The organism is Chitinimonas arctica (assembly GCF_007431345.1).
GTDB classification, from domain to species: domain Bacteria; phylum Pseudomonadota; class Gammaproteobacteria; order Burkholderiales; family Chitinimonadaceae; genus Chitinimonas; species Chitinimonas arctica.
Window position 1 is genome coordinate 4,267,165 of sequence record NZ_CP041730.1, and the last position, 25,666, is coordinate 4,292,830.

General features: G+C 62.6%; 20 protein-coding genes. 13 read left to right on the plus strand and 7 right to left on the minus strand.

Features of this window, described 5'->3' with window-relative positions:
* Nucleotides 1-120: 120 nt before the first annotated feature.
* Nucleotides 121-1,179, plus strand: a complete 1,059-nt coding sequence (locus tag FNU76_RS19625) for a hypothetical protein (RefSeq protein WP_144279767.1) — start codon at nt 121-123, stop codon at nt 1,177-1,179.
* A gap of 94 nt (nt 1,180-1,273) precedes the next feature.
* Here FNU76_RS19625 and glnE read toward each other — a convergent pair whose 3' ends face one another.
* Complete coding sequence (glnE, locus tag FNU76_RS19630) at nt 1,274-3,949, minus strand: bifunctional [glutamate--ammonia ligase]-adenylyl-L-tyrosine phosphorylase/[glutamate--ammonia-ligase] adenylyltransferase (RefSeq protein ID WP_144279768.1); 2,676 nt, start codon at nt 3,947-3,949, stop codon at nt 1,274-1,276.
* Between the two features lie 110 nt (nt 3,950-4,059).
* On the opposite strand from glnE, the gene FNU76_RS19635 reads away from it, so the two are divergent.
* From FNU76_RS19635 to FNU76_RS19660, 6 genes are all read left to right on the plus strand, one after another.
* On the plus strand, nt 4,060-7,887 hold the full coding sequence (locus FNU76_RS19635; RefSeq protein ID WP_144279769.1) for a YhdP family protein: 3,828 nt from the start codon (nt 4,060-4,062) through the stop codon (nt 7,885-7,887).
* Between the two features lie 13 nt (nt 7,888-7,900).
* Nucleotides 7,901-8,758 (plus strand): carbon-nitrogen hydrolase family protein, encoded by an 858-nt coding sequence (locus FNU76_RS19640; protein ID WP_144279770.1) that lies wholly within the window; start codon nt 7,901-7,903, stop codon nt 8,756-8,758.
* Between the two features lie 170 nt (nt 8,759-8,928).
* Nucleotides 8,929-10,380, plus strand: coding sequence for a metalloprotease TldD (gene tldD, locus FNU76_RS19645; RefSeq protein WP_144279771.1), 1,452 nt, complete (start codon nt 8,929-8,931; stop codon nt 10,378-10,380).
* Nucleotides 10,377-10,856, plus strand: coding sequence for a GNAT family N-acetyltransferase (locus FNU76_RS19650; RefSeq protein WP_144279772.1), 480 nt, complete (start codon nt 10,377-10,379; stop codon nt 10,854-10,856). The genes tldD and FNU76_RS19650 overlap by 4 nt, the downstream gene beginning before the upstream one ends.
* 113 nt (nt 10,857-10,969) lie before the next feature.
* Nucleotides 10,970-11,644 (plus strand): GNAT family N-acetyltransferase, encoded by a 675-nt coding sequence (locus FNU76_RS19655; protein WP_144279773.1) that lies wholly within the window; start codon nt 10,970-10,972, stop codon nt 11,642-11,644.
* Between the two features lie 84 nt (nt 11,645-11,728).
* Nucleotides 11,729-12,337 (plus strand): GNAT family N-acetyltransferase, encoded by a 609-nt coding sequence (locus tag FNU76_RS19660; protein WP_144279774.1) that lies wholly within the window; start codon nt 11,729-11,731, stop codon nt 12,335-12,337.
* Nucleotides 12,338-12,372: 35 nt separating this feature from the next.
* Here FNU76_RS19660 and FNU76_RS19665 read toward each other — a convergent pair whose 3' ends face one another.
* A complete protein-coding gene (locus tag FNU76_RS19665; protein WP_144279775.1) occupies nt 12,373-12,663 on the minus strand; it encodes a hypothetical protein in 291 nt (96 codons plus the stop codon).
* 128 nt (nt 12,664-12,791) lie between these two features.
* On the opposite strand from FNU76_RS19665, the gene FNU76_RS19670 reads away from it, so the two are divergent.
* On the plus strand, nt 12,792-13,568 hold the full coding sequence (locus FNU76_RS19670; protein ID WP_144279776.1) for an enoyl-CoA hydratase: 777 nt from the start codon (nt 12,792-12,794) through the stop codon (nt 13,566-13,568).
* Between the two features lie 10 nt (nt 13,569-13,578).
* On the plus strand, nt 13,579-14,664 hold the full coding sequence (locus FNU76_RS19675) for an enoyl-CoA hydratase/isomerase family protein (protein ID WP_144279777.1): 1,086 nt from the start codon (nt 13,579-13,581) through the stop codon (nt 14,662-14,664).
* 44 nt (nt 14,665-14,708) lie between these two features.
* Here the strand turns inward: FNU76_RS19675 and FNU76_RS19680 are convergent, their stop codons facing one another.
* Nucleotides 14,709-15,704: a virulence RhuM family protein/type II toxin-antitoxin system death-on-curing family toxin gene (locus FNU76_RS19680; protein ID WP_144279778.1), complete on the minus strand. Its 996-nt coding sequence runs from the start codon at nt 15,702-15,704 to the stop codon at nt 14,709-14,711.
* Between the two features lie 258 nt (nt 15,705-15,962).
* Between FNU76_RS19680 and FNU76_RS19685 the strand changes: the two genes are divergently transcribed.
* From FNU76_RS19685 to FNU76_RS19700, 4 genes are all read left to right on the plus strand, one after another.
* Nucleotides 15,963-16,739, plus strand: a complete 777-nt coding sequence (locus FNU76_RS19685; RefSeq protein ID WP_144279779.1) for a ferredoxin--NADP reductase — start codon at nt 15,963-15,965, stop codon at nt 16,737-16,739.
* Between the two features lie 410 nt (nt 16,740-17,149).
* Entirely contained in the window at nt 17,150-18,274 is a 1,125-nt protein-coding gene (locus FNU76_RS19690) for an aromatic ring-hydroxylating oxygenase subunit alpha (protein WP_144279780.1), read from the plus strand.
* Nucleotides 18,275-18,394: 120 nt separating this feature from the next.
* Entirely contained in the window at nt 18,395-18,997 is a 603-nt protein-coding gene (locus tag FNU76_RS19695) for a LysE family translocator (RefSeq protein ID WP_144279781.1), read from the plus strand.
* 64 nt (nt 18,998-19,061) lie between these two features.
* A complete protein-coding gene (locus tag FNU76_RS19700; RefSeq protein ID WP_144279782.1) occupies nt 19,062-20,246 on the plus strand; it encodes an O-succinylhomoserine sulfhydrylase in 1,185 nt (394 codons plus the stop codon).
* 58 nt (nt 20,247-20,304) lie between these two features.
* Here the strand turns inward: FNU76_RS19700 and FNU76_RS19705 are convergent, their stop codons facing one another.
* The 4 genes from FNU76_RS19705 to FNU76_RS19720 form a co-directional block, all read right to left on the minus strand.
* On the minus strand, nt 20,305-21,252 hold the full coding sequence (locus FNU76_RS19705) for a DegV family protein (protein WP_144279783.1): 948 nt from the start codon (nt 21,250-21,252) through the stop codon (nt 20,305-20,307).
* Nucleotides 21,253-21,350: 98 nt separating this feature from the next.
* Entirely contained in the window at nt 21,351-23,084 is a 1,734-nt protein-coding gene (locus tag FNU76_RS19710; RefSeq protein ID WP_144279784.1) for an ABC transporter transmembrane domain-containing protein, read from the minus strand.
* Nucleotides 23,081-24,967, minus strand: a complete 1,887-nt coding sequence (locus FNU76_RS19715; RefSeq protein WP_144279785.1) for an MFS transporter — start codon at nt 24,965-24,967, stop codon at nt 23,081-23,083. Before FNU76_RS19715 ends, FNU76_RS19710 begins: the two co-directional genes overlap by 4 nt.
* Nucleotides 24,968-25,113: 146 nt before the next feature.
* Entirely contained in the window at nt 25,114-25,593 is a 480-nt protein-coding gene (locus FNU76_RS19720) for a hypothetical protein (protein ID WP_144279786.1), read from the minus strand.
* Nucleotides 25,594-25,666 lie beyond the last annotated feature (73 nt).

Here is a 25,666-nt window from a genome sequence, read left to right on the forward strand (position 1 = left end):
GTTGCGCGACAAACCGCTGGTATCGTTTGATGTGGTGGTTTGCGTTGAATGGATTATTTTCATTGATTGTGAAGGATGTTCTGAATTATGGAAATGAGTGTGCAGAATAGGGCGGCGAATATGAGTCCGCAGGGCACGGAAACGGGTTCGCAGCATGTGGGAGTTTTCGTTGGTGGTGGTGCTTCTCTTGTTGGGTTGGCTTGTGGTGCGGAAAAACAAAATCCTCCGAGCAGACTGGATCGATTTGCTTCAAATCTTAAAAAAAAATGGGAGGAAAGTGTTCCAGGTCTCTCCCGGGCCTCAGCGCCTAAAGTGGAAAGAAGGGTGGAGCTATTCGCACCGGGTGATAATGGCCAAGCTGCGCTTGGTGAGCCTCGTAAGGATAAATCAGAAGAAGATTTGGCGGCTCGGGTCGAGCGAGACTCTTTAGCCTTGGAGAAATATCAATTCGCCGAGGAGTTGAGTGGGCCTGGGCATCTCAACGACCTTCTGCGCCTGAAGCGCGATAAATGGGTTGAGGAGGGAAAGGCTGGGGCTTATCTCGTCAGGCATATTGATAAAAATAAAACTCCCGGATTCAGGGTGATGGTACTTAAAGTTACTTATACGCCCTATGTGCCAATCGAAGGGCTGGCCGGAAATGCGAATGCAACAATGACCGATCGCTTGCTGAGTGAATGGCAATCATTTTCTGCTAAAGCCAATTATTATAAAGAGAGCGTTGCTGAAATTGATGCGGTAAAATCAAATCCGGCGGTGAGGGAGCTGTTGGTTCAGTATGAAGTAATGACGGAGGGCGTTGCAATAACGGATGCGGAGTTGAGGGTGGCATTGGTCAAGGCGAAGACGGATGCTGGATTTCATCGGAAGTTGGAAGAAATTTTAAAGAAAATGAAAGTGACGTGTCCGCCTAGGGAAGTGGATGTGATTAGTCGTTGTATCTCACCTAACAGGCTGAAGCAGGTTATGGATATCGACAAGCTGGGCGATTGCCTTGCGGTGGTGGGAAAGTATGGCGAGAATAAATTAGAAAAAGCGATGAAGTCATTCGATGAGCAATTTAAAGTTGAGCAATTGGCACCCCTGGGGGATGAAGGTTGCGAACGGCATGTCAAAGATATGATGAACAATTTTTATGGACCATTCAATCCATTCCAGAACCTCAGGGTATTGAACTGACGCTTGAGTATGCACACAATATTATTGTGTCCCTAGCCGCACTTCCCTGGCCCACCCTGCGTGCTTACGCCAAATGGTGGGCTAGGGGCGGCCACTATCCCATCACCAACCGCCACAAACTCCGCACCGCCTCGCAATACGGATCCAGCTCGGCCAGCGCCGCGTCGCTGGGCGGGTTGCCGTCAAGTCGCTGCTTGTGTTGCAACTCTCTTAGCCGGCGGTAGGCCGTTTGCGCGCCTTCGGCCAAGGGAGGCGCGATCAGTCCGGCCGCCGCAGCCACGCCCAGCAGGGCGATATTGCCGCTATTGGCCAGCAGGGCCGGCAGGCGTTCCGCATCGTTCAAGATCAGATACTGGACGATAAATTCCACATCGACCAGGCCGCCCCGCCGATGTTTGACATCGTCGGGGTTGGCGGGGTGGGTCAGCAGCATCTTGTCGCGCATGCCGGCTACTTCCTCGACCAGCCGCGCGGTTTCGCGGCGGCGGCTGAGGATGGCGCGGCGTACCGCTTCGAATTGCTGTCCTACCGCCGGGTCGCCGGCGGCGAAGCGGGCGCGTGTCAGGGCCTGGTGTTCCCAGACCCAGGCGTTTTCCCGCTGGTACTGCTCGAAGGCCGCCACGCTGGATACCATCAGGCCGGAGGCGCCATTGGGCCGCAGCCGCAGGTCCACCTCGTACAGGGCGCCGGCCGCCGTGGTGGTGGACAACCAGGTCATCATCCGCCTGGCCAGCTTGGCGTATAGCTCGGCGGCATCGGGATGGTCGTCGTCGTAGAGGAAAATGATATCCAGGTCCGAACCGTAGCCGAGCTCCTTGCCGCCCAGCTTGCCGTAGCCGATTGCCGCGAAGGCCGCCTGCTCGCGGTGGCGGCCCGGCAGTTCGGCCCAGGCGCGCTCCAGGGTCACCGCCAGGATCAGGTCGGCCAGGTCGGATAGATGATCGGACAGGGTGGTCAGGGAATACTGGCCGGCCAAGTCCTGCGCGCATAGCCGGAATACCTGCTGGTGCTGGAAATGGCGCAGCACATCCATCTCCGCTTCGGTATCGCCCAGGTGCAGCGCCAGTTCGGCCCGCAACTGCGCCCCGAGGACCGGCCAATCGGGCGGGCTATAGAGCAGGCGCGCATCCAGTAGCTCATCGAGCAGGATAGGGTGTTGGTGCAGATAATCGGCCACCCAGGCGCTGGCGCTATGCAGCGCGGCCAGCCGCGACAGGGTCTGCGGATGTTCGGCCAGCAGCGCCAGGTAGGATTCGCGCCGGGCGATGGCGTCGAGAAAGCGCAGGATGCGGCTGAGCGCGGCATCCGGGTTGGCCTGGCGGGCGCATACCTCGACCATGGGCGGAATCAGCGCATCCAGCCGGCGGCGGCTTTTGTCGGCCAGGGTCTGGTAGCGGTTGCCCTGGGCGATGGCGGCCAGCAGCCTCTCCATCTCGGCGGCGTCGCGGTAGCCAAGGGCGGCCAGCTTGACCTGGCCGGATTGGCCATCGGCGATGCCCAGCCAAACCCCCGCCAGCGGGTGGACGGCATCCCCTTCGGCTTGGGGGAGGGCAAAGACCTGCTCGAAATGCCGCGCCACCGTGGCGCGGTGGCTGTCCAGGCCGCTCATGAAAGCCGGCCAGTCGCGATAGCCCATATTGCAGGCAATCAAGGCCCGGTCGGTTTCATTGCTCGGCAACATCTGGGTCTGGCCATCGTCCAGGTATTGCAAGCGGTGCTCCAGGTTGCGCAGAAACACATAGGCGGCGGTCAGCTCGGTCACCGTCAAGGCCTCGAGCTGGCCCATGCCGGCCAGTTCGCGCAGGACCTCGCGGGTAGGGCGGATGCGCAGGGCGGGACGGCGGCCTCCCCGTATCAGCTGAAAGACCTGGGCAATAAATTCCACCTCACGGATGCCGCCCGGCCCCAGCTTGATATTGTCGGCCATATCGCGGCGCGCCACTTCGCGCTGGATCTGGCCGTGCAGATCGCGCATGGAAGCGTAGGCGCCGTAATCGAGGTACTTGCGGTAAACGAAGGGCGTAACCAATTGCATCAGGCCGGCCGCTTCGGCGCCCAAGCCTTCGCCGGCCGTGATCGGGCGGCCCTTGATCCAGGCATAGCGTTCCCATTCGCGGCCCTGGGTCAGCAGATAGTTCTCCAGCGCGGCAAAACTGGCCACCAGCGGACCGCTGTCGCCAAACGGCCGCAGCCGCATATCGACCCGGAATACGAAGCCGTCCGCGCTGACATCGTGGATCAGCGCGATCAGCCGCTTGCCGGCCCGCGCGAACCATTCGTGATTGGAAATCACCCGCGGACCGTCGGTTTCGCCGTCTTCCGGATAGACAAAGATCAAGTCGATATCGCTCGATACATTCAGCTCGCGCCCGCCCAGCTTGCCCATGCCCACCACGATCAGCTGCTGGGGCTGGCCGGACTCCTCGCCTATCGGCCGGCCATGGCGGGCATCGGGACGGGTGACGCAATCCAGCGCCGCCAGGATGGCGACTTCGGCCAGGTCGCTGACCGTGGCGATCACTTCATCCAGCTGGGCCAACCCCAGCAGGTCGCGGCAGAAGATCCGCGCCATCACCGCTTGGCGCAATTTGCGCAAGGCCGGCTTGAGCACAGCGTCGTCGGCATCGGGTGGCAGCATGGCCTGCATGGCCTCGCGTCCGAACGGCTGTTGCAATTGTGCTTCGGTGTCGGTCTGCAAGGCCGGTTGCGCGGCGAACAACCGCTGCAGGTAGCGGCTGTGGGCAATGGCGGGGGCGAGGGGAGAAGTCATGTCGTAATTTGGGCAGCTGGAATAATCGCGCAAGACGCGGGGGGGCGAGACGGCTAAAATTGTATTCCACCATTCTAGTCGCCTGCCCGGGCGTTGATTCGCTGTTGCACATGTCCCGTCATCCGTTGTACGCCCGTCTGGTCTGGTTACGCCGTAAAATTTTCCGTCTCGTTCACTGGCACGGTCGTGTCCTTGTCTGGCTGATGGCCCTGGCTGTCTTGGCTGCCGGTGGCGCCGCCGCCTGGTTGCAGTGGTGGTTTTTCCCACATCTGGAAGACTATCGGCCGCGCGTACGCGCTGAATTGAGCCAGCGCATCGGCCGGCCCGTGGAGATCGGCCGCATCGATGGCGGCTGGCGCGCCGGTCTGCCCTATCTGGATTTCCGCCAAGTGGCGCTGCACCAGGCCGATGGCCGCTTGGCGCTCAAGCTGGACCAGGTGGAGGCGACCCTGTCCTGGTGGCCACTGCTGATAGGCGACTTGCGCTTCGACCGCCTGACGCTACGACGACCCGATCTGCAATTGGTACGGGCTGCCGACGGCACCATCAGCCTGGCTGGATTGGCGCTGAATCATGGTAGCGGCGACGGCGCCCTGGGCAATTGGATCCTGCGCCAGCACGATATCGCCATCGTCGATGGCCGGGTCGGCTGGCGTGACGATATGCGCAAGGCCCCCTTGCTGGTGCTGGACCATGTCGATTTCAAATTGGAAAACCTGCTGTTCGGTCGCCATGCCACCCAGTTGTCGGCGACGCCGCCGGCCAGCCTGGCTAAACCTTTCAATCTGAGCGTTACCTGGCAAGGCGACGAAGTCGCGCATTTTTCCGATTGGCGCGGCAGTCTGAAGACCGATCTCCACGTGATCGATCTGGTTCGCTGGCGTGACTGGCTGCCGTACCCGGTCGAGGTACGGCAAGGCAACGGCCAACTTGAGCTGGCATTGGACTTTCACGGCGCCCAGCTGACCGAAGTGGATGCCACCCTGGCATTGCGGGATACCAGCTTGCGCCTGGCGCCCGAGCTGGCCTGGCTGGACGTGGACGGTCTGTCGGGCCGCTTGCGCTGGAGCGACCGGGAAGGGGAGCGGGAGCTGAACCTGGGCGATCTGAAGTTGAGCGCCGAGGGCGGCAAATTGTTGGATGGCAGCCAGGCCAGCCTGCTGCTCCATCGCGGCGGTGGCGGCCAGCTCGACGTCAGCGGCTTGACCTTGCCCGCCCTGGCCGGCCTGCCGCCGGCCTTGCCTATGCCCAATGCGGTACGCCAGGCGCTGCAAGGCATGCAGCCTTCCGGCCGCATCGACCGGCTCAGCGCGGCGTGGCAGGGCGATTGGCGCGAACCCCGTAGCTATACCGGCCGGGTCGCGTTTACCGGCCTGGGCTTGCGGGCGCCGGCGCCTTGGCCGACCGTGGGCCCCCTGGATGGCGAATTGGGCCTGGACGAGAAGGGCGGGCGGCTGGCCGTACGGGGCCAGCGCTTCCAGCTGGTGTCGGACGAGTTGTTCGAGCAGCCCTTGGCACTGGACCGGATACGCCTGGCTGCCGATTGGCGACGCGAGGGCGCCGCCTGGGTGGTGAACCTGCGCGATTTCGCGGCCGGCAATGCCGATCTGGAAGCCAATGCCACCGCGACCTGGCGCTGGCCTGGCCATGGCTTGGGCAATCTGCAACTGGCGGCGCAGGTGCCGCGCCTGACGGCGGGCAAGGTGGCGGCCTACCTACCCAATGCCATCGGTGCCGAAACCCGCCATTGGCTGCGCGACAGCCTGACCGCGGGCGAGGCGCGCGATGCCCGCTTCACCTTGAACGGGCCGTTGGCGGATTTTCCCTTCGTCGATGGCAAGACCGGTAACTGGGAAGTCGTCACCCAAGCGCATGCCGTCACGCTCGACTATGCGCCCGACTGGCCGGGCGTACGCGAACTGAACGGGCAGGTGCGCATCAAGGGCGGCCGCTTGACCATCGCCGCCGCCGGTAAAATCCTGGATACCTCGGTCGAACGGGCCGATGCCGTGATCGACGATCTGGAGACCAGTACCGCTATCCGCATCAATGGCGCGGTCAGCGGCCCGAGCGCCGAATTTTTCCGCTTTATCGCGCAGAGTCCCCTGGATGCGACCTTGGACGGATTGGGCAAGGCGGCCCGCGCCAGCGGTAACGGCCAGCTTGACCTGAAACTGGATATTCCCTTCGAGAATGCCGATGCCACCCGTGTGACGGGTCGTTACCGCTTTACCGGTAACCGGCTGCAAATCGGCGAAGCCATGCCCGAGTTGAGCGAGCTGAATGGCGAGCTTGGTTTCAGCGAGCAAGGCATCTCCGGGCGCGGCTTGCAGGCAAAGGCGCTGGGCGGGTCGCTGCGGGCCGATGTGGGTAGCGGCGTGGACGGCGCCGTGCAGATCCTTGCCAATGGCCGGGCCGATAGCGGGGCAGCCGCGCGCCGCTACGGGCTGCCGCTGGCCGAGCGGATCAGCGGCAGCACCGATTTCCGCGTGCAGCTCGATTTACCCAAGCACGGCTGGCAAATGAATCTGGAGGCCCCGCTGCGGGAAACCCGCATCGATCTGCCCGCGCCATTCGGAAAACCGACAGGCGAGCCCCGTCCGCTGAAGCTGATGCTGGATGCAGGCGATAGCCTGGAGACGTGGCAGGTGAGTTTGGGTAACGTGCTCAATGTGGATCTCAGCCGCACGCCAGGACCTGCCGGCTGGCGTATCGAACGAGGCGGTATCCATATCGGCAGCGGCAAGCCCACGCCCGCCGGCCATGGCTTATGGCTGACGGCCAATCTGCCCGAGCTGGCCCTGGATCCCTGGCTGGATCTGTTGCAGGAGGGCGGCATGGGCGGCGCGGCTACCGGAGGCACCGCGCCGCTACTGACGGGCGTGGAACTGCGTACCGACCGTTTGACGATGGCCGGCAATCAATTGGACGATCTATCGCTGCGCGCCGTGCCGCAAGCCGACGGCGCCTGGCAATTGAGCGCGGTCAGCAAGCAGGTGGAAGGCAGGGCCGATTGGTCGCCGGCCGGCAAGGGACGTCTACATGCGCGCCTGGGACGGCTGGTGCTGCCGCTGCCCGAAGTCGCCGGCGCCGCGGCCACCGCCGGCAAGCGCGAGCGGCAGTTGCCGGCGCTCGATGTGGTGGCGGAGGATTTTCGTTATCGCGATCATGCCTTGGGCCGACTTGACGTAAAAGCGCAACAGCAGCGGGAGAATTGGCTGATAGACAGCCTGACCCTGGTCAATCCCGACGGACGGTTGAATATGCAGGGCGTGTGGCAGGCCGGCGGCGAGGCCGGGGTAACGCGCGTCAAGCTGGATATAGCTTCCGACAATGTCGGCAAGCTGCTGGGCCGATTCGGCTATCCGGAAACGATGCGGCGCGGCGGGGGAGCCTTGCGAGGCGAACTGGTCTGGCGCGGCTCGCCGCTGGCGCCCGACTATCCCAGCATGAGCGGTAATTTCAACCTGAAGGCCAGTAATGGCCAGTTCGCCAAGATCGAACCGGGCGTCGGCCGGCTTTTGGGCATTCTCAGCCTGCAATCGCTGCAGCGGCGCCTGAGCCTGGATTTCCGCGATGTGTTCAGCGAGGGCTTTGCCTTCGATCGCATCGAGGGCGATAGTAAGATCAGCAAGGGCGTGGTCTCGACCGACAATCTGGTCATCGTCGGACCGGCCGCCCAAGTCCTGTTTCGCGGCGAAGCGGATATCGCGCGCGAAACCCAGAAGCTAAGGGTGCGCATCGTCCCTACCGTGGGTGACAGCCTGGCGGTCGGCGCCGGGCTGGCTTTGGCCAATCCGGTGGTCGGGGTCGGCGCATTCCTGTTGCAGCGCGTACTGAAGGACCCGCTTGGCCAGTTGATCGCCTACGAGTACGACATCACAGGCCAATGGGACGACCCACAGGTGACGCGAGTAGGCGCGACGCCGACAAAATAAGAAAGGATTCGCCATGTCCACCCGTGCGCATTCGACACAACAGGCAGCCGCCCGGGCCGCCACTGAAGGCGGCCTGCGCGTCGCCGCCGTCCAGATGGCTTCCGGACCCACGGTCAGCGCCAATCTGACGGAAGCCGAGGTACTGATCCGGCTGGCGGCGCGGCAAGGCGCCCGGCTGGTGGTCTTGCCCGAGTATTTCGCCATCCTCGGCCTGCGCGATAGCGACAAGGTGGCGGTGCGCGAGCAGCCCGGCCACGGTCCGATACAGGATTTCCTGTCGCGCACCGCCAAGAAGCTGGGCATCTGGCTGGTGGGCGGCTCGGTGCCGCTCTGGACCGAGGATCCGGTCAAAGTCCGCAATACCACCCTGGTCTTCGACGACAAGGGCCAGTTGGCGGCCCGCTATGACAAGATCCACCTGTTCGGATTCGAGATGGGCGGCGAAACCTACCGCGAGGAAGCCACCATCACCGCCGGCGACGAAATCGTGGTGTTCGACTCGCCGTTCGGCCGGGTCGGCCTGGGCATCTGCTATGACCTGCGCTTCCCCGAGCTGTTTCGGCGCATGCAGGCCGTCGATGTGCTGGTGGTGCCCGCCGCCTTTACCGAGACCACCGGGCGGGCGCACTGGGAGACCCTGGTCAGGGCGCGCGCCATCGAGAACCTGGCCTATGTGATTGCCTCGGCCCAGGGCGGTTTTCATCGCAACGGACGCGAAACCCATGGCGACAGCATGATCGTCGATCCCTGGGGCATCGTCCTGGACCGGTTGCCGCGCGGCTCCGGCGTGGTGGTGGCCGAGATCGACCGCGACTACCAGGCCCGCCTGCGGCAAAGCCTGCCTGCCTTGTCGCATAGAGTATTCAGTTGAAGCAGCCGGGTAGGGGCTGAACAAAACGATCTGCCTTCACACGGGTTAAGTGCTCTTCGTGTAAAAAAAGTGTGGGTGCGGCGTGACAGTGGCACACTCGTACGGCTCCCTACCGCTTTTCGGCCGGTGCCCGCCAGGGCGGCCGGCCCGCAACCAAGACGGAAATCCTTATGACTGCTGCCAACTCATCGGCCATTGCTACCGCCGATCAATATCTGCTGAGCCCTTACACACTGGATGATGCCGCGCTGGACCGGGTGTTCGGCGAGATCATGACCCACCAGGTCGATTATGCCGATCTCTACTTCCAGTACAGCCGGGCCGAAGGCTGGAGCCTGGAGGAGGGCATGGTCAAATCCGGCAGCTTCAATATCGATCAGGGAGTCGGGGTGCGGGTGGTCAGCGGCGAGAAGACCGCGTTCGCCTATTCGGACGATATCAGCCTGGCCGCTCTGCAATCCGCCGCCCATGCCACGCGCGCCATCGGCCGGCAGGGTGGGCAAGGCACCAGCCGCGCCGTGCAAGCCGTGCCTGGCCGGCAGCTCTATGCACCCATCGACCCCTTGGGCAGCTTGGACGAAGCGGGCAAGGTCGCCTTGCTGGAACGCCTGGAAAGCTATACGCGCAGCCTGGATCCACGCGTGAGCCAGGTCATGGCCAGCCTCTCGGGTGAATACGAGGTGGTCTATATCGCCCGCCACGACGGCCACCGCGCCGCCGATGTGCGCCCCCTGGTACGGGTCGGCGTGCAGGTGATCGTGGAACAGAACGGGCGGCGCGAATCGGCCCATGTCGGCGGGGGTGGTCGGTTCGACTACGCCTATTTCAGCGACGAAGTGCTGCAAGGCTATGCCCGCGAGGCGGTGCGGCAAGCCCTGGTCAACCTGGATGCGCGGCCGGCGCCGGCCGGCGAGATGACGGTGGTGCTGGGGAGCGGCTGGCCGGGCATCCTGCTGCACGAAGCCATCGGCCACGGCCTGGAAGGGGATTTCAACCGCAAGGGCAGTTCGGCGTTCGCCGGCAAGGTGGGCCAGCGGGTGGCGGCCAAGGGTGTGACCGTGGTGGACGACGGCACCATCCAGGATAGGCGCGGCTCGCTCAATGTCGATGACGAAGGCACGCCGACCCAGCGCACGGTCCTGATCGAGGACGGCGTGTTGCAGGGCTATCTGCAGGACAGCCTGAATGCCCGCCTGATGGGCGTGGCGTCCACCGGCAACGGCCGGCGCGAGAGCTATGCCCATCTGACCATGCCGCGCATGACCAACACCGTGATGATGAACGGCGATACCTCGCCGGAAGAAATCATCGCTTCGATCAAGCGCGGTTTGTACGCGGTGCAGTTCGCCGGGGGCCAGGTGGATATCACCAGCGGCAAGTTTGTCTTTTCCGCCAGCGAAGCCTACTGGGTGGAAGACGGCAAGATTCAATACCCGGTCAAGGGCGCGACCCTGATAGGCAACGGCCCCGACGTGCTGACCCGGGTCGGGATGATAGGCAACGATCTGCGGATGGATGCCGGCGTGGGCACCTGCGGCAAGGATGGCCAGAGCGTGCCGGTCGGCGTCGGCCAGCCCACCATCCGCATCGATGGTGGTTTGACGGTGGGCGGCACGGCATGAGCATCAGCCTGAGGCGGATGACGGCCTCGCGTTATGCCGACTTCTACCGGTTGAGCCTGGACGGCTATGTGGCGAGCAATATCCGCTCCGGCCGCTGGGACGCGGCCGACGCGCCCGCCAAGGCCGCCGAACAGATGGCCAAGCTGCTGCCGCAGGGGCTGGCCACGCCCGAGCATCACTTCTTCGACGTCATCTCCGACGAAGGCGAAGCGGTGGGAGTGGTGTGGTTCGCCCTGAACCGGCATGGCGCGGGTAAGCAGGCCTGGCTGTACGATATCCTGATCGACGAGGCCCATCGCGGCCAGGGCCTGGGCCGCGCCGCCATGCAAGCCTTCGAGGCGGAAGCCATCCGCCTGGGCGCCGCCAGCCTGGGGTTGAATGTGTTCGCCTATAACGACGCGGCAGCCGCCTTGTACCGCAGCCTGGGCTTTCAGCCTACCTCCCAGCAGATGAGCAAGCCGCTGCCGGCAGCCTGACCCCCCGGCACAGCCTGCAAAAAACCGGAACTCCCGGTACAGAACAACCAGCAAGCCGTGTCGGCCTATGTAGGTTTAATCCTTCCTATCGATTGATCTCAGGATGGACATCCATGCATATTTTACCGAGCGCGCAAATTAGCTTCGTCGAGCGCGACCGCCTCACCGTCAAGATCCGTACCGAGCGACTCGAACTCGAGTCGCTTCCCGAGCCGCTGGTCCCTGATTATTGCCGCCTGTTCGGCAATCCTGCGGCAATGGAAAAATACCGCGATGGCCAGCCTTGGGCGGTGGAGCGAACAGGGGCGCGGCTCGACATCTGGCAGACGCGCTGGCGTGAGCACGACCCCTTCAGCTCGCTGGCCGTGAGGAAGCGTGGCGATAATCAATTTATCGGCCAGGTCGTGCTCGGCCACGGCGAAAGACCGGGCCAATCCGAACTGGCTTACGTCTTTGAGCCATCGGCCTGGGGACAGCACTACGGTACGGAAGCGGTTACGGCCGTGGTGAACGATTACGCGCCGGAATTGGCGACGCGCGAATGCTTCAGATACAAACTGGAAGGCGCGCCTTTTGAATCCATCGTGGCGACGTCCCGGCTGGATAATTGGGCGTCGGTCAAGATTCTGACCGGCCTGGGGATGCGCGAGATCGGCGAGGAGCAGGTGGACGGCGGGCATATCCGGCGGAAATACACCATCGCCACGGCAACACTGAAAGATCGCCTCACCGAAGCGGGTGCGGCTCCCTGGTCGAAAAGGGTTGCATTTAGCTGCCGGCGGGCATAAAAAGGAAATGGTGCAATGCACAAAGCCAGAATGGCCACATTGCGCAGGAGACGACACGGCACCTGATCACCACAGGAGTCCGTTATGCCCAATTCCGAAGCAAACTTGGTCTGCCGCCTGCAACTAGCTGATCTGCCAGCCATCCAGGCGCATCTGCTGGCGCTGGACGGGACCGACCGCTTACAGCGCTTCTCCAGTCCGGCGAGTGACGAAACCATCGTCGCCTATGTTCGGCGTCTGGATTTTACGCAGGATGCGCTGTTTGGCGTTTGGCGTGAAATCGACTGCCGGCTGGTGCTGGCAGGCTTGACCCATCTGGCCATCGACCCCGCCAATCGAATGGCGGAGCTGGGCGTCAGCGTCGCGACTGACCAGCGCCGGCGCGGCATCGCCGGCCGCATGTTGCAACGGGCCATCCTGCACGCCCGCAATGTCGGGGTGGAGGAGGTGGCGATGTATTTCCTGCCCTACAACACCGAGCTGATCGAACTAGCCAAGACGCTGTCGATGAAACTGAGCGCGGGAGAGGGGCAGGGCACTGCCAAGCTACGTCCGGCGACGGCGGATTTCGTATCCTTCGCCGGCGAGATGGTCGAGTCCTGGTCCGAGCTGGCAGGCCGTAGTCTGCGCGACTGGTCGGGCGGCACCCTGGCCGCCAGCGAGACGCTGAAGCGGCTGGGTAGTCCACCCTAGCCAGTCATTTCCCGATCATGGGATTGATAGCTTGATCAATTCCCGGCCAAAGCATTCATCTGCTTGGCGTATTCGTTGTATTCCTTGATGGCGGCATTGCCGGCATCGGCGGCGGCCTTGGCGATCTGGTTCTGGGCATCGACGAACTGCTTGATGCATTCGCCGTAGGTCTTGTTGGCCTTGTTGAAGGACTTCTGCTGGCTTTCGCTGGCCAGATTGCCTGGATGTTCGGGCGCGGTGCAGCTGTGCTTGGCGGGTGCGGCGGGTTCGGCGGCAAAGACGCTGGAGGCCAACAGGGTGGCGGCAATCAGGGCAAGGGCTTTCATGGGTTCATTCCTATGGTCGTGGAAAATGCGCGAGTGTGGCGATAAGTTGACGCGTGCGTCAATCAAGACAAGGCGCGGTGTTGGGTTGGCGCTATAGTAGGCGGCGATTACTCACCCAGGAGCCACCCATGAGCGACCAACTCCAACTTGAGCGTATCGGCCATACCGCCTTGCTCACCATCAATAACCCACCCGCCAATACCTGGACGGAAACCAGCCTGCCGGCATTGAAGGCCATGGTCGAGCAATTGAATGCCGACCGCGACATCTATGCCTTGGTGATCACCGGGCAGGGGCCGAAATTCTTCAGCGCGGGCGCCGACCTGAATGTATTCGCCGGTGGCGACAAGGCGCGGGCACGGCAGATGATCGCTTTCTTCGGCCAGGCTTTCGAGACCTTGGCCCAGTTCCGCGGCGTCAGCATCGCCGCCATCAATGGCTATGCCATGGGCGGCGGGCTGGAAGCCGCGCTGGCTTGCGATATCCGGATCGCCGAGGAACATGCCATGCTGGCCCTGCCGGAGGCCAGCGTCGGCTTGCTGCCCGCCGGTCTGGGTAGCCAGCACCTGCCTTGGCTGGTGGGCGAGGGCTGGGCCAAGCGCATGATTCTTTGCGGCGAACGTGTCGACGCGCAGACCGCCTTGCGCATCGGCTTGGTGGAAGAGGTGGTGGTGAGTGGCACCGCCAAGCAAAAAGCCCTGGAGCTGGCCGAAAAGGCCGCCCGCCAGAGCCCGACCGCGGTGGCGTCCTGCAAGAAACTGATCCAGGCGGCCCGTCGCCAGCCGATGTGGACCGCCTTGCCGATGGAGCGGGAGTTGTTCGTCGATCTGTTCGATACCCAGGATCAGCAGGAGGGCGTCAATGCCTTCCTGGAGAAGCGCACCCCCGTCTGGAAGAATGCCTGAGGGGCGCGCCATGACCGAACCTGTCCTGTTTGAGCTGCATCCCACCGAAAACGGCCGCCGGATCGCGGTAGCCACCCTCAATGCCGAGAAATCGCATAACGCGCTTTCCCTGGCGATGATCCGCTTGCTGGCGCCCAAGCTGGCGGAATGGCGCGAAGACCCCGACGTGGTCTGCGTGGTACTGCAAGGCGCCGGCGAAAAGGCCTTCTGTGCCGGCGGCGATGTGGTCGCGGTCCACCATGCCATCCGCGCCGGCGATTTTGCCGCCACCGATGCCTTCTTCCGCGAGGAATACGCGCTCGACTATGCCATCCATAGCTTTAACAAGCCCTTCCTGGTGTGGGCGCAGGGCATCGTGATGGGCGGCGGCGTCGGGCTATTGGCCGGCGCCAGCCACCGGGTGGTGACCGAGCGTTCGCGTATCGCCATGCCGGAAATCAGCATCGGCTTGTATCCCGATGTCGGCGGCTCCTGGTTCCTGAGCCGCTTGCCGGGGCGGCTGGGCATCTATCTCGGCTTGACCGGCGCGTCCTTCAATGCCGCCGACGCGCTTTATACCGGCATGGCCGACCATGTACTGCCGTCCGGCTTGCGGCCCGATCTGCTGCCGGAGTTGGCCCGCTTGCCCTGGCAAGGGACGGAACGCGCCGACAAGCGCTTGTTGTCGGGCCACTTGCGCGAGCTGGGGCGCAGTGCCTCGCTGGAGCTGGCGCCATCGGCCATCCGCGCCCACTACGACGCCATCCAGTCGCTCACCGATTACGATACGGTGGACGATATGGTTGCCGCCATCACCGGCTACAACGGCGCGGACGAATGGCTGCGCGGTGGGGCGCACAAGCTGATGGCCGGCTCGCCCACTTCGATGCGCCTGATCGTGGAGGCCCAGCACCGCGCCCGGCTTCTGTCGCTCAAGGAAGTCTTCGAGATGGAGCTGACCCTATCGCGCCAATGCTGTCGCCATCCCGATTTCGCCGAGGGCGTGCGGGCGCTGCTGATCGACAAGGATGGGGCGGCACATTGGTCGCCGGCTTCGCTGGCTGAAGTGGATGAGGCCTTGGTGGCATCGTTCTTCGAGCCGCCTTCGTTGGATTGACTGGGTTCGGTGGGGGGGCGTGTACTTCCCTTGACTCGGCAAGCTTATTGCACCTCTCCTTCCACTGATCCGGCCAGCATGTTCATGATGAGCCGGATCAGCACCTCTTTCTGCGTCGGGGCGGATTCGGCTACCAGCAGTGTGAGTGCGGCCAAACCGATGTCATTGATAACCGGCGTACCTGCTGCATCCAGCAGACGACCATTGCGGTGCAGGAAATCGACAAACAAAAAAGCGCCGCCGCGTTTGTTGCCGTCGGCAAACGGGTGGTTCTTAACGACGAAATACAGCAAATGTGCGGCCTTGGCTTCGATGCTGGGGTAAGCGGGTTGGCCAAAGGTGCTCTGATCGAGGTTGCCCAGCAGGGCGGCAAGGCCGTCGTCTCGCTCGCGGGCAAACAGCTCGCTGGCTTCGTTGCGGGCCTTTAATTCGGTCTTGAGCGAGGCCAGCGCTGCGCGTGCCTCGACCGGGCTGGGCAGGCTGCCACCGGGCTGGGTGGCTGGTTCGGTCAGCAGGCCCTCGTCGTAGCGTTGCAGCAGCAAAAAGGTCTGGGCGTAACGGCTGACGATATCGACTAGGCCGCGCCCGGCATCGAGCCCCAGTCCGGGCGAGCGGGCGGTGTTGCGGATGAGCGCTAGTGCTGCCCCCAGCTCGCTGGCGTTGGCTTCGAAGCGTTGCCGGTTGAGCGTATAGCCGCGCGTGAGGTGCTCGCGCAGGATGCCAGTGGCCCATTGGCGAAAGTGGGTGGCTTTGGTCGAATTGACGCGGTAGCCGACACTGATGATGGCGTCGAGGCTGTAGTAGTCGCGCTGGCGCCGCACGCTGCGGCCACCCTCGGTTTGAACTGTTTCCATTTTGGAAACAGTTGCCCCGGCGTCCAGCTCGCCATCGGTGAAGATATTGCGCAGGTGCTTGGAAATACCCGGCTTCTGCACTCCGAACAGTTCGGCAATCTGCGGCAACGTCAGCCACAGAGTTTCCGAGCGGAAACGCACCTCGAGTGCCATTTCGCCGGTTGCGTAAATTTCGATTTCACTCATTCGGACAAGATCTCCAGCACCTTCATCATATAGGCCCAGACGGCGTTCAGTCCTTCATCGATGGCGTGCCAAGTGAAGAGGCGCCGACTTCTCCAGAAGTGTGCTGGCCTATGCGATACCTAATAAATTTGTCCGCTATGGCCGAGAAGCGGCGGCATTATGCCATTTCGGTGCCAGCTAAATACCCCGATGGCTGGAGGAAAACGCCCATACTTTGCTAAAATCGCCAACTTGCCTAATCACTAGTCATTCTCATCTATGTCCACCATCGCCACCGAACGCGTTCTCAGTGTCCACCACTGGAACGACACCCTGTTCAGCTTTACCACCACGCGCGACCCGGCCTTGCGATTCGAGAATGGCCACTTCGTGATGATAGGCTTGCAGGTGGGGGAGCGGCCGCTGATGCGTGCCTACTCGATCGCCAGCGCCAACTACGAAGAGCATCTGGAATTCTTCAGCATCAAGGTGCCGAATGGCCCGCTGACCTCGCGTCTGCAGCACCTGAAGGTGGGCGACGAGTTGCTGGTCAGCCGCAAGCCGACCGGTACCCTGGTGATCCATGACCTCAAGCCGGGCAAGAACCTGTTCCTGTTCGGTACGGGCACCGGCTTGGCGCCTTTTATGTCCATCATCAAGGATCCGGAAACCTACGAACACTTCGACAAGGTCATCCTGTTCCACGGCGTGCGTACCGTCAGCGAGCTGGCTTACGCCGACTATATCCAGGAAGAGCTGCCGAAAAACGAATTCTTCGGTGAAATCATCCGCGAGAAATTGATTTACTACCCCAGCGTGACGCGCGAGGCATTCCGCAACCAGGGCCGGCTTACCGACCTGATCGAGAGCGGCAAACTGTGCGAGGACCTGGGCCTGCCGCCGCTGAATCCGGAGACCGACCGCGCCATGATGTGCGGCAGCCCCAGCATGCTGAAGGACACCGCGGCCCTGCTCGATGCGCGCGGTTTTCATGTGTCGCCGCGTATCGGCGTGCCGGGCGACTATGTGATCGAACGGGCCTTCGTCGAGAAGTAAAGGCGGTATATACGGGCGGCATCCGTCGCCGCCCGTCGCAAGCGTTTTCTATGCTGTTGACCGCCAAGGCAAAAAAGCCGAAAAACGACCCGAAAATGGTTGCCCCGGACGGCGATTTCCGCCACAATCCCGCCTCTTTTTTAGCGTCGCGGCACCTCGCCCGATGCGGGTATTGAGGTGTCGAAGACACTTCGGTGCTTGCCCAAAGGGCCATGAGGCTAGGGAGCAGGCACTACCCGCTCCGGATACCCGCAAGGCGTACCCGACTCGCAATCCATCAAGGCAAGATGTAATCAGACCTACGGACGTGGGAAACCTTCGGGTGTTTGGGGTATCGCTACAACCAACTTGGGTGTTCTATCCACTCGGGCGTTGCGGTTCCCGATCCCGGCTACTTGGGGGTGTGGGATATGTCCAACCTGGCATCAGCCAATCTGCTTGACGCGGCGCAAGCGCAACTACCGATCTCGGTGTATTTCGATGAGGAATTCTACCGGCTCGAACAAGAAATCCTCTTTGCCAAAGGCCCGAAGTACGTCGGCCATGAGTTGATGGTGCCCAATCGGGGCGACTATCAGGTGCTGGAGATGTACGACCGCTCGCGCCTGCTCAAGCGTACCGACACGGGCGTCAAGCTGCTGTCCAATATCTGCCGTCACCGCCAGGCCGTGATGCTGGATGGGCGCGGCAACAACAATCATATCGTCTGTCCGCTGCATCGCTGGACCTATGACAACCAGGGCATGCTGCAAGGCGCCCCGCATTTTCCGGAAAAGCCCTGCCTGAACCTGCCGGAAACCCGCTTGCAGTCCTGGAACGGCATGTTGTTCGAGCTGGGTACCGGTGGCCGCGATATCGAGGCCGATCTAAAGGACCTGGGCGTGGCGCGCGAGCTGGACTTCAGCAACTACATGCTGCAGGACGTGCAGGTCGATAGTTATGAAGGCAACTGGAAGACCTTTATCGAGGTCTATCTGGAGGACTACCACGTCGAACCGTTCCATCCGGGCCTGGGCCGCTTTGTGGCCTGCGATGATTTGAAGTGGGAGTTCGCCGACTGGTACTCGGTACAGACCGTGGGTATCAACAATGGCCTGGCCCGCGCCGGTTCCAAGTCCTATGCCGAATGGCACAAGCAGGTGCGCGACTATTACCGCGGCGAGCTTCCGGCGCATGGCGCGATCTGGCTGACCTACTATCCGAACGTGATGGTGGAGTGGTATCCGCATACCCTGGTGATTTCCACCTTGCTGCCGGATGGTCCGCGCCGCTACAAGAGTATCGTCGAGTTCTACTATCCCGAGGAAATCGCCCTGTTCGAGCCCGAGTTCATGGCGGCCGAGCAGGCGGCGTACCAGGAGACGGCGGTGGAAGATGCCGAAATCATCCGGCGCATGGAAGAAGGGCGCCAGCGCCTGTTCCGGGAAGGCCGCGATGAGTTCGGGCCTTACCAAAGCCCGATGGAAGACGGCATGCTGCATTTTCATGAGTTCATGCGGCGCGAGATGGGCAGCCATATGCCCCGTCGTCGTTAAACCATATGCCATGAGGCTTTGAATCGCCGGTCGGGTGGTTATAAACAGGACATCTTCGGGTGTCCTGTTTGCATTTGCCTAGGCTAAACTGCTGGGCCACGCCTGAAAGAACTCCGCGCCATGCCCGGTATCATTGATTTCCCCACCTTCCTGGTCGCCTCCACGCTGCTGATCCTGTCGCCCGGCCCCGGTACGCTGGCCATCCTGGGTTCCGCCACCGGCTCGCGCCGGGCCGGCTTTGCCGCGCTGGCCGGCACCAGCGCCGGCGATGCCCTGCTGCTGGCCGCCGCGGCCATCGGCGCCGCCGGTATCCTCGCGGCCAATCCCATGGCTTTCGATCTGCTCAAGTATGGCGGCGGCGCTTACCTGGTCTGGCTGGGCATCAAGGGCCTGTTGTCGCGCGAACAGGGGATCGCCCTCAGCCAGGCGGAACAGGGTAGCCCGTTCAAGCGCAGTCTGTTCGTGACCCTGCTCAATCCCAAGGCCATCATCTTCTTCATGGCCTTCTTCCCGCAGTTCGTCAGCCCCGGCGCCAGCGGCTGGACCTTTGCCGTGCTGGGGGGGATTTTTATCGCGCTCAACTGTCTATACCAGACCCTGCTGATCATCGGCGCCGGTTTTATCCTGCGCCATCTCGATTCGGCGCCGCATTACGCCCTGTGGGTGAATCGCCTGCTGGGCGCGGTCTTTATCCTGTTCGGCCTGCGCCTGGCCCTCGGTTGAGGGGCATCGAGGCGAGCCACCTCCCATTATTTCTGCAATCCAACCGATAACGGAATCGCCCGCCATGATCGATGAGCACGACTACCACCTGGATACCCTGGCCGTACGGGCCGGTCAGGAACGCAGCCAGTATGGCGAACACGCCGAAGCGCTTTATCTCACCTCCAGCTTTGTCGCGGACAATGCGGCCCAGGCGGCCGCCCGCTTTGTCGGCGAAGAGCCCGGCTATATCTATTCCCGTTTCACCAACCCCACGGTCAGCCTGTTCCAGACCCGCCTGGCCGCCCTGGAAGGCGCCGAAGCGGCCGTGGCCACCGCCAGCGGCATGTCGGCCATCCTGGCGCTGTGCATGGGGCATTTGAAGGCGGGTGACCATATCGTCGCCTCGGCCAGCCTGTTCGGCGCCAGCATCCAGCTGTTCAATACCTGGCTGGGCAAATTCGGCGTCACGGTCAGCTATGTATCGGCGACCGACCCCGCCGCCTGGGACGCGGCGGTACAGGCCCAGACCCGCCTGTTCTTTCTGGAAACCCCTTCCAACCCCTTGACCGAGGTGGCGGATATTGCCGCCATTGCCGCCATCGCCCACGCGCATGGCGCCCTGCTGGCGGTGGACAATTGCTTCTGCTCGCCCGCCCTGCAGCAACCGCTCAGCCTGGGCGCCGATCTGGTGATCCACTCGGCGACCAAGTATATCGATGGTCAAGGCCGGGTCCTGGGGGGCGCGGTGGTCGGCAGCCAGGCCTTGATCGAACCGATCTACCTGTTCCTGCGCACCGCCGGCCCCACCTTGTCGGCCTTTAACGCCTGGGTGCTGCTCAAAGGCCTGGAAACCCTGGGCCTGCGCATGAAGGCGCATTGCGCCAATGCACTGCTATTGGCGCAATGGCTGGAAACGCGGCCGGAAGTCGGCCGGGTCTATTATCCGGGCCTGCCGTCCCATCCGCAGCACGCCCTTGCCATGCGGCAGCAATCGGGCGGAGGCGGGATCGTCTCCTTCGAACTGGTCGGTGGCAAGGCCGCAGCCTGGCATCTGATCGACCAGGTGCAATTGATGAGCCGCACCGCCAACCTGGGGGACGTCAAGACCACCATCACCCATCCTTATACCACCACGCACGGGCGAGTCACGCCGGCGGCCAAGGCAGCGGCCGGCATTGGCGAGGGGCTGGTGCGGATATCGGTGGGATTGGAGCATATCGACGACCTGAAGCGCGATTTGCTGCGCGGGTTGCCGGACGCGACTTAACGGCTATTTCCGTCAAATAGTGGTAAACGGCCCGCTGGCGTCCACCAGCGGGCCGTTTTCAATCGAAAGTCGTTTCCCGTTCCGAAGCAAACGCCACCGACAAACCGCCCACGCCGATATTGACGCAGGCGGTGCTGCTCATTTCCGACAGATGGACGGCGATGCCGCGTGGCCGGGCATCGGCCAGGAGCGCCTGATAGCCCGCCATTTTTTCCACTTCGGCGGTGTCGCCGCCGTAGCTGACGTTGACGAGGGGGGCCAGCAGCTGGCCGTCGCGGATCTGGCTGCGGGCGGCGTCGAACAGTTTATTGCAGCCGACTTCATAGCCGCGCACCTTGCCGATGGGGTGGGTGTCGCCGCGATAGGCGCGCAGGATGGGCTTGATATCGAGCGCCGAACCCAGCGCATAGGTCAGGAAACCCACACTCTTGTCGCCCCGCCGGCGGGCCTGGCTGCGCAGTTGGCCCAGATCGGCCGGCATCAGGAAAGCCTGGGTATGCTGGGTCAGCCTTTCGATCTGGCGGATGATATCCAGCGTGGAGGTGTCCAGCGCCACCAGCCTCGCTACCTCGCCTACCACCAGGCCCTGGCCGGTGGCTACCGTGGCGCTGTCGAACACGCGCAGGGAGAAGGGCGCCTTGATATCGGCCGCCTCGCGGATGGGGCGGTAGTCGCTCAGAATGCGCAGCGAAGCATGGCTGGCGTTCTCGAAGATCAGGCTGCGGGTCTTCATCACGGTAATACAGAAAACGTAGTCGAATTCCAACACCAGCCGGCTGAGGAACAGATCGCGGATCTCGTCCGGGCTGAAGGGCCGGGTGGAAAACTCGGCATCGGGGTTTTGCGCCACCGAGCGGTAGAAGGCCAGGGTCTCGGCCGGTTCCCGATTATCGACGAACTCGCCCTGGGGGCCTTTGATGGACACCGGCAGGATGACGATCTTGTGTTTGTCGAGAAACTGGCGGGGCAGGTCGCAGGCCGAGTCTGTGGCGATACCGATACGCATTGCGTGTCTCCGTGGCGTTGAGGACAAACCGTCTGCGCGGTTTCAGCTACAGGCTAGCAGAACGAGCAAGCGCTAGGGAAGCCACATGGGCGTACGTGTCAAGCTTGCAACTGTAGGCTGGCCAGACCTTGGTACAGGGGACTGTCGCGCAGCAGTTCCGCATGGCTGCCCAGTCCCACGATGCGGCCGCCGTCGATCACCGCGATGCGGTCGGCATGCTGCACGGTGGAGAGCCGGTGGGCGATGATCAAGGTCGTGCGGCCCTGCATCAGGGTCTCCAGCGCTTGCTGCACCATGCGTTCGCTGTGCGAGTCGAGTGCGCTGGTCGCTTCGTCCAGCAGCAGGATGGGACGGTCGGCCAGGATGGCGCGGGCAATGGCGATACGCTGGCGTTGCCCGCCGGACAGCTTGACGCCGCGCTCGCCCAGGTCGGTGGCATAGCCTTCCGGCAGCTGCTCGATGAACTCGCTGGCAAAGGCCGCCCGGCAAGCCGCTTTCACCTGCGCTTCGCTGGCGTCCGGCCGGCCATAGCGGACATTGTCGAGAACGTTCATGGCGAACACCACCGCGTCCTGCGAGACCAGGGCGATACGGCCGCGCAGATCGGCGATGCGGGCTTCGCGCAGGTCGATGCCATCGATGGCGATGCTGCCTTGGCGAGGATCGTAGAAACGCAGCAGCAACTGGAAGACCGTGCTCTTGCCGGCGCCGGACGGGCCGACCAGCGCCAGCTTCTCGCCCGGCGCCACGGTCAGGTCGAAGGCGCTCAGGGCCGCCTGCTGCGGGCGGCTGGGATAATGGAATTCGACCTGCCGGAAGCATACTTCGCCGCGTGGCGGTTCGGGCAGCGGGCGCGGCTCGGTGGGTTCGGCCACATCGGGCCGGGTGGCCAGCAATTCCAGTAAACGTTCCAGCGCGCCGGCTGCCCTTTGCACATCGCCTATCACCTCGGACAAGGTGGCGACCGCGCCGGCCACCATCGCGGCATAGAAGACAAAGGCCGACAGCTGCCCGGCGCTGATACGGCCGGCCAGCACATCGTGGCCGCCGACCCAGAGAATGGCTGCGACCGCACCGAAGACCAGCAGCATCACCGCCACGATCAGCAAGGCGCGCTGGCGGATGCGGCGTTTACCGGTAGCGAAGGTCGCCTCCACCCGTGCATCGAATGCCGCCTGGTCGGCGGCCTCGTGGCTATAGGCCTGCACGGTGCGGATTTCGTGCACGGTCTCGTCGATCTGCGCACCGATATCGGCCACCCTGTCCTGGCTGGCGCGCGACAGCTTGCGCACCCGCCGGCCGAACAACAGGATGGGGACCACCACCAGCGGTACGCAGACCAGCACCAGCAGGGTCAGCTTGAGGCTGGTCACCGCCAGCATGGCCAGGCCACCCACCAGAAGCAGCAGGTTGCGGATGGCCATCGATGCCGACGAGCCGATGACCGTCTCGATCTGGCTGGTGTCGTTGGTCAGGCGGGAAATCACTTCACCGGTACGGCCGCTTTCGAAGAAGGAGGGCGGCAGGGTCAGCAGATGCTTGAATACCAGACTGCGCAGATCCGCGCTGACCCGCTCGCCCAGCCAGGACACCGTGTAGAAACGGGCGTAGGTGGCCACCGCCATCAGCCCGATCAGGCCAAACAGCGCCAGCAGGGCTTGATCGAGCAGGGCCGCATCGCTGGCGACAAAGCCCCGGTCGATGACCGCCCGCAGACCCTGGCCGACCAGCAACATACAGGCCGCCGCCACCAACAGGGCAATGGCCGCGACGATCATGCGCGACCGGTAGGGCGCCAGCAGGCGGCGAAGCACCGGCCAGCCGGCGGTCATGGGGCGGGCTGGTCCAATAGCGCTTGCACGCGCTGCTGCAGGTCGGCGGCAGTGACTTGCCCGGCCGGCACCGGCTTGCCGGCGACCAGATCGACCTTCGACCAGGCACGGCGGGGAAACTTGAGCATGGCCGCGCCATCCTTGCGGCTGAAGAAGCTGCCCCACAGCCCGCGCAGCGCCATGGGCACCACCGGTACCGGCGAGCGGGCGATGATTTCCTCGATGCCGGCCTTGAACGGATTCATCTGGCCATCCGCGGTCAGCCGGCCTTCCGGAAAGATGCAAACCAGCTCGCCATTGGCCAGGTACTCCTCGACCTTATAGAAGGCGCGTTCCTTCATGGCCGCGTCTTCCTTGGCGCTGGCAATGGGAATGGCGCCGGCGGTGCGGAAGATGAAGTTGAGCACGGGTACCTTGAAGATACGGTGATCCATGACGAAGCGCACGGGCCGGCGCACCGCCCCGCCGATCACCAAGGCATCCATGAAGCTGACGTGATTGCAGACCAGCACACAGGCGCCTTCGTCGGGGATGTGGTCCAGTTCGATATGTTTGACGCGGTACATGGTATGGGTCGCCAGCCACACCAGGAAACGCATCAGGAATTCCGGCTGCAGCAGGTAGACATAGGTTGCCACCGCGATATTCATGATGGCCACGATCAACAGCAGCTGCGGAATGCTGGCGCCGGCCTTGAGTATCAGGATACTGGCTGCCGCCGCCACCACCATAAAGCAGGAGTTGAGGATATTGTTGGCGGCGATCACGCGCGAGCGATATTCCGGTTCGCTCTTGAGCTGGATCAAAGCGTACAGGGGCACGATAAAGAAGCCGCCGAACACGCCGATCAAGGTGATATCCGCCATCAAGCGCCAATGGACCGGGTCGCTGATAAAGGGGAGGAAACCGATGGCCGCACCGGCGGCGTGGCTGGGCGTGGCGAAGAACAGGTCGATACCGAACAGGCTCAGGCCGATGGAACCGAACGGCACCAGGCCGATCTCCACCTTGCGGCCGGACAGCCGCTCGCACAGCATCGAACCGCTGCCGACGCCGACCGAGAACAAGGCGATCAGCAGGATATAGACATCCGCCGTGCCGCCCAGGACGTCCTTGGCATAGATGGGTAGCTGGGTCAGGTAAACGGCGCCGAAGAACCAGAACCACGATATCCCCATCAGGGAATGGAACACCGTGCGATTACCGCGGGCATGGGCAATGATGCGCCAGGTTTCGGTGAAGATATTCCAGTTGATGGTCAGCTTGCCGGCCGTTGGCGGCGCGGCCGGCATGGCGCGGCTGGCGAAGTAGCCCAGTACGGCGACCAGGATGCAAGCGACCGAAATCACCCAGGCGCCGCCTTCGACTTTTTCCATGATCAGCGTACCGCCGATCTGGCCAAGCAGGATGGCGACGAAGGTGCCCATTTCGATCAAGCCGTTGCCGCCCAGCAGCTCGCGCTCGTTCAGATACTGCGGCAGGATGGAATACTTGAGCGGGCCGAACAGGGCCGAATGCACGCCCATCAGGAATAGGCAGCACAGCAGCAGCAAGGCGTTGCCGCCCAGGAATCCCACCGCCGCGATCAGCATGATGGCGATTTCGAGGATCTTGATGCGGCGGGCCAGCACCGCCTTGTCCATCGCTTCGGCCAACTGGCCGGAGGTGGCGGAAAACAGGAAAAACGGCAGGATGAAAATACCGGCCGCCGCATTCACCAGGGTGTGCGAATCCATCCCCCCGACGCGCAATCCCGAAAAGGTGATCAGCGCGATCATGGCGAACTTGAACAGATTGTCGTTGAAGGCCCCCAGGAACTGTGTGCCGAAAAGGGGAAGAAAGCGGCGGGTCTTAAGCAGGTCGAACTGGCTGGCGTGGCTCATCGTCGGCGACTTATAGGGTAACGCGTTGCAGCGTAGCAGGCTGACCGGCGATTGCCTACATGACAAAGTGTCGCTATGTCGATCTCAGGGCGTGGTTGTAGGCGCTTCAGCGCCGTACAGCCACGGCCCTTGCGGCTATTGGCGGCTTAGGACCAATGACCGCGCGCAGTTTGGTAGTCGAAGCCCGTTGCGTGCCTACAAGTACGAGGCTGTGTGACGACGGTGAGTAAATTGAGCGCTACTGTGACAAAACCAAATACACATCCAATCGCCGCATCAGCTGTTTTTTTGAACTCTTCCTGCTCCGCATCCAGCGAGGCCTGATCGGAAAGCGGCGAATTATTATTATCCGGCGTTTTATCTTCAGCTGGTAGATTGCGTTCAATCTCATTTGTTGTTGAAATGCTCACTGCTTTATTCGATACATTGCTCTTTGTATTATCAGAAACTCCAAAAAAATAATCCCACAATGATCTGATGAATCTTTTAATAAAATTCCCTTCGCAAGATGACTCTACGGTAATTGGACCGCTCGGGGTTTCAAGTGTTGCAGTTTTGCCAACATCCTGCTGGGTGGCGAGGTTACTGGGCAACCCTGATTTAGGAATTATAGAATCGGTTTCCATAACTTAACCTTTTAAAGAAATAAGTGTGTCTTTAAGGTAGACAATAGGATCATGCTACGTTTCAACAAGCTGC

Bases quoted from the DNA above. Each gene is read 5' to 3' on its own strand.
- FNU76_RS19625 (WP_144279767.1), top strand. From the start codon at position 121: ATGAGTCCGCAGGGCACGGAAACGGGTTCGCAGCATGTGGGAGTTTTC.
- glnE (WP_144279768.1), bottom strand. From the start codon at position 3,949: ATGACTTCTCCCCTCGCCCCCGCCATTGCCCACAGCCGCTACCTGCAG.
- FNU76_RS19635 (WP_144279769.1), top strand. From the start codon at position 4,060: ATGTCCCGTCATCCGTTGTACGCCCGTCTGGTCTGGTTACGCCGTAAA.
- FNU76_RS19640 (WP_144279770.1), top strand. From the start codon at position 7,901: ATGTCCACCCGTGCGCATTCGACACAACAGGCAGCCGCCCGGGCCGCC.
- tldD (WP_144279771.1), top strand. From the start codon at position 8,929: ATGACTGCTGCCAACTCATCGGCCATTGCTACCGCCGATCAATATCTG.
- FNU76_RS19650 (WP_144279772.1), top strand. From the start codon at position 10,377: ATGAGCATCAGCCTGAGGCGGATGACGGCCTCGCGTTATGCCGACTTC.
- FNU76_RS19655 (WP_144279773.1), top strand. From the start codon at position 10,970: ATGCATATTTTACCGAGCGCGCAAATTAGCTTCGTCGAGCGCGACCGC.
- FNU76_RS19660 (WP_144279774.1), top strand. From the start codon at position 11,729: ATGCCCAATTCCGAAGCAAACTTGGTCTGCCGCCTGCAACTAGCTGAT.
- FNU76_RS19665 (WP_144279775.1), bottom strand. From the start codon at position 12,663: ATGAAAGCCCTTGCCCTGATTGCCGCCACCCTGTTGGCCTCCAGCGTC.
- FNU76_RS19670 (WP_144279776.1), top strand. From the start codon at position 12,792: ATGAGCGACCAACTCCAACTTGAGCGTATCGGCCATACCGCCTTGCTC.
- FNU76_RS19675 (WP_144279777.1), top strand. From the start codon at position 13,579: ATGACCGAACCTGTCCTGTTTGAGCTGCATCCCACCGAAAACGGCCGC.
- FNU76_RS19680 (WP_144279778.1), bottom strand. From the start codon at position 15,704: ATGAGTGAAATCGAAATTTACGCAACCGGCGAAATGGCACTCGAGGTG.
- FNU76_RS19685 (WP_144279779.1), top strand. From the start codon at position 15,963: ATGTCCACCATCGCCACCGAACGCGTTCTCAGTGTCCACCACTGGAAC.
- FNU76_RS19690 (WP_144279780.1), top strand. From the start codon at position 17,150: ATGTCCAACCTGGCATCAGCCAATCTGCTTGACGCGGCGCAAGCGCAA.
- FNU76_RS19695 (WP_144279781.1), top strand. From the start codon at position 18,395: ATGCCCGGTATCATTGATTTCCCCACCTTCCTGGTCGCCTCCACGCTG.
- FNU76_RS19700 (WP_144279782.1), top strand. From the start codon at position 19,062: ATGATCGATGAGCACGACTACCACCTGGATACCCTGGCCGTACGGGCC.
- FNU76_RS19705 (WP_144279783.1), bottom strand. From the start codon at position 21,252: ATGCGTATCGGTATCGCCACAGACTCGGCCTGCGACCTGCCCCGCCAG.
- FNU76_RS19710 (WP_144279784.1), bottom strand. From the start codon at position 23,084: ATGACCGCCGGCTGGCCGGTGCTTCGCCGCCTGCTGGCGCCCTACCGG.
- FNU76_RS19715 (WP_144279785.1), bottom strand. From the start codon at position 24,967: ATGAGCCACGCCAGCCAGTTCGACCTGCTTAAGACCCGCCGCTTTCTT.
- FNU76_RS19720 (WP_144279786.1), bottom strand. From the start codon at position 25,593: ATGGAAACCGATTCTATAATTCCTAAATCAGGGTTGCCCAGTAACCTC.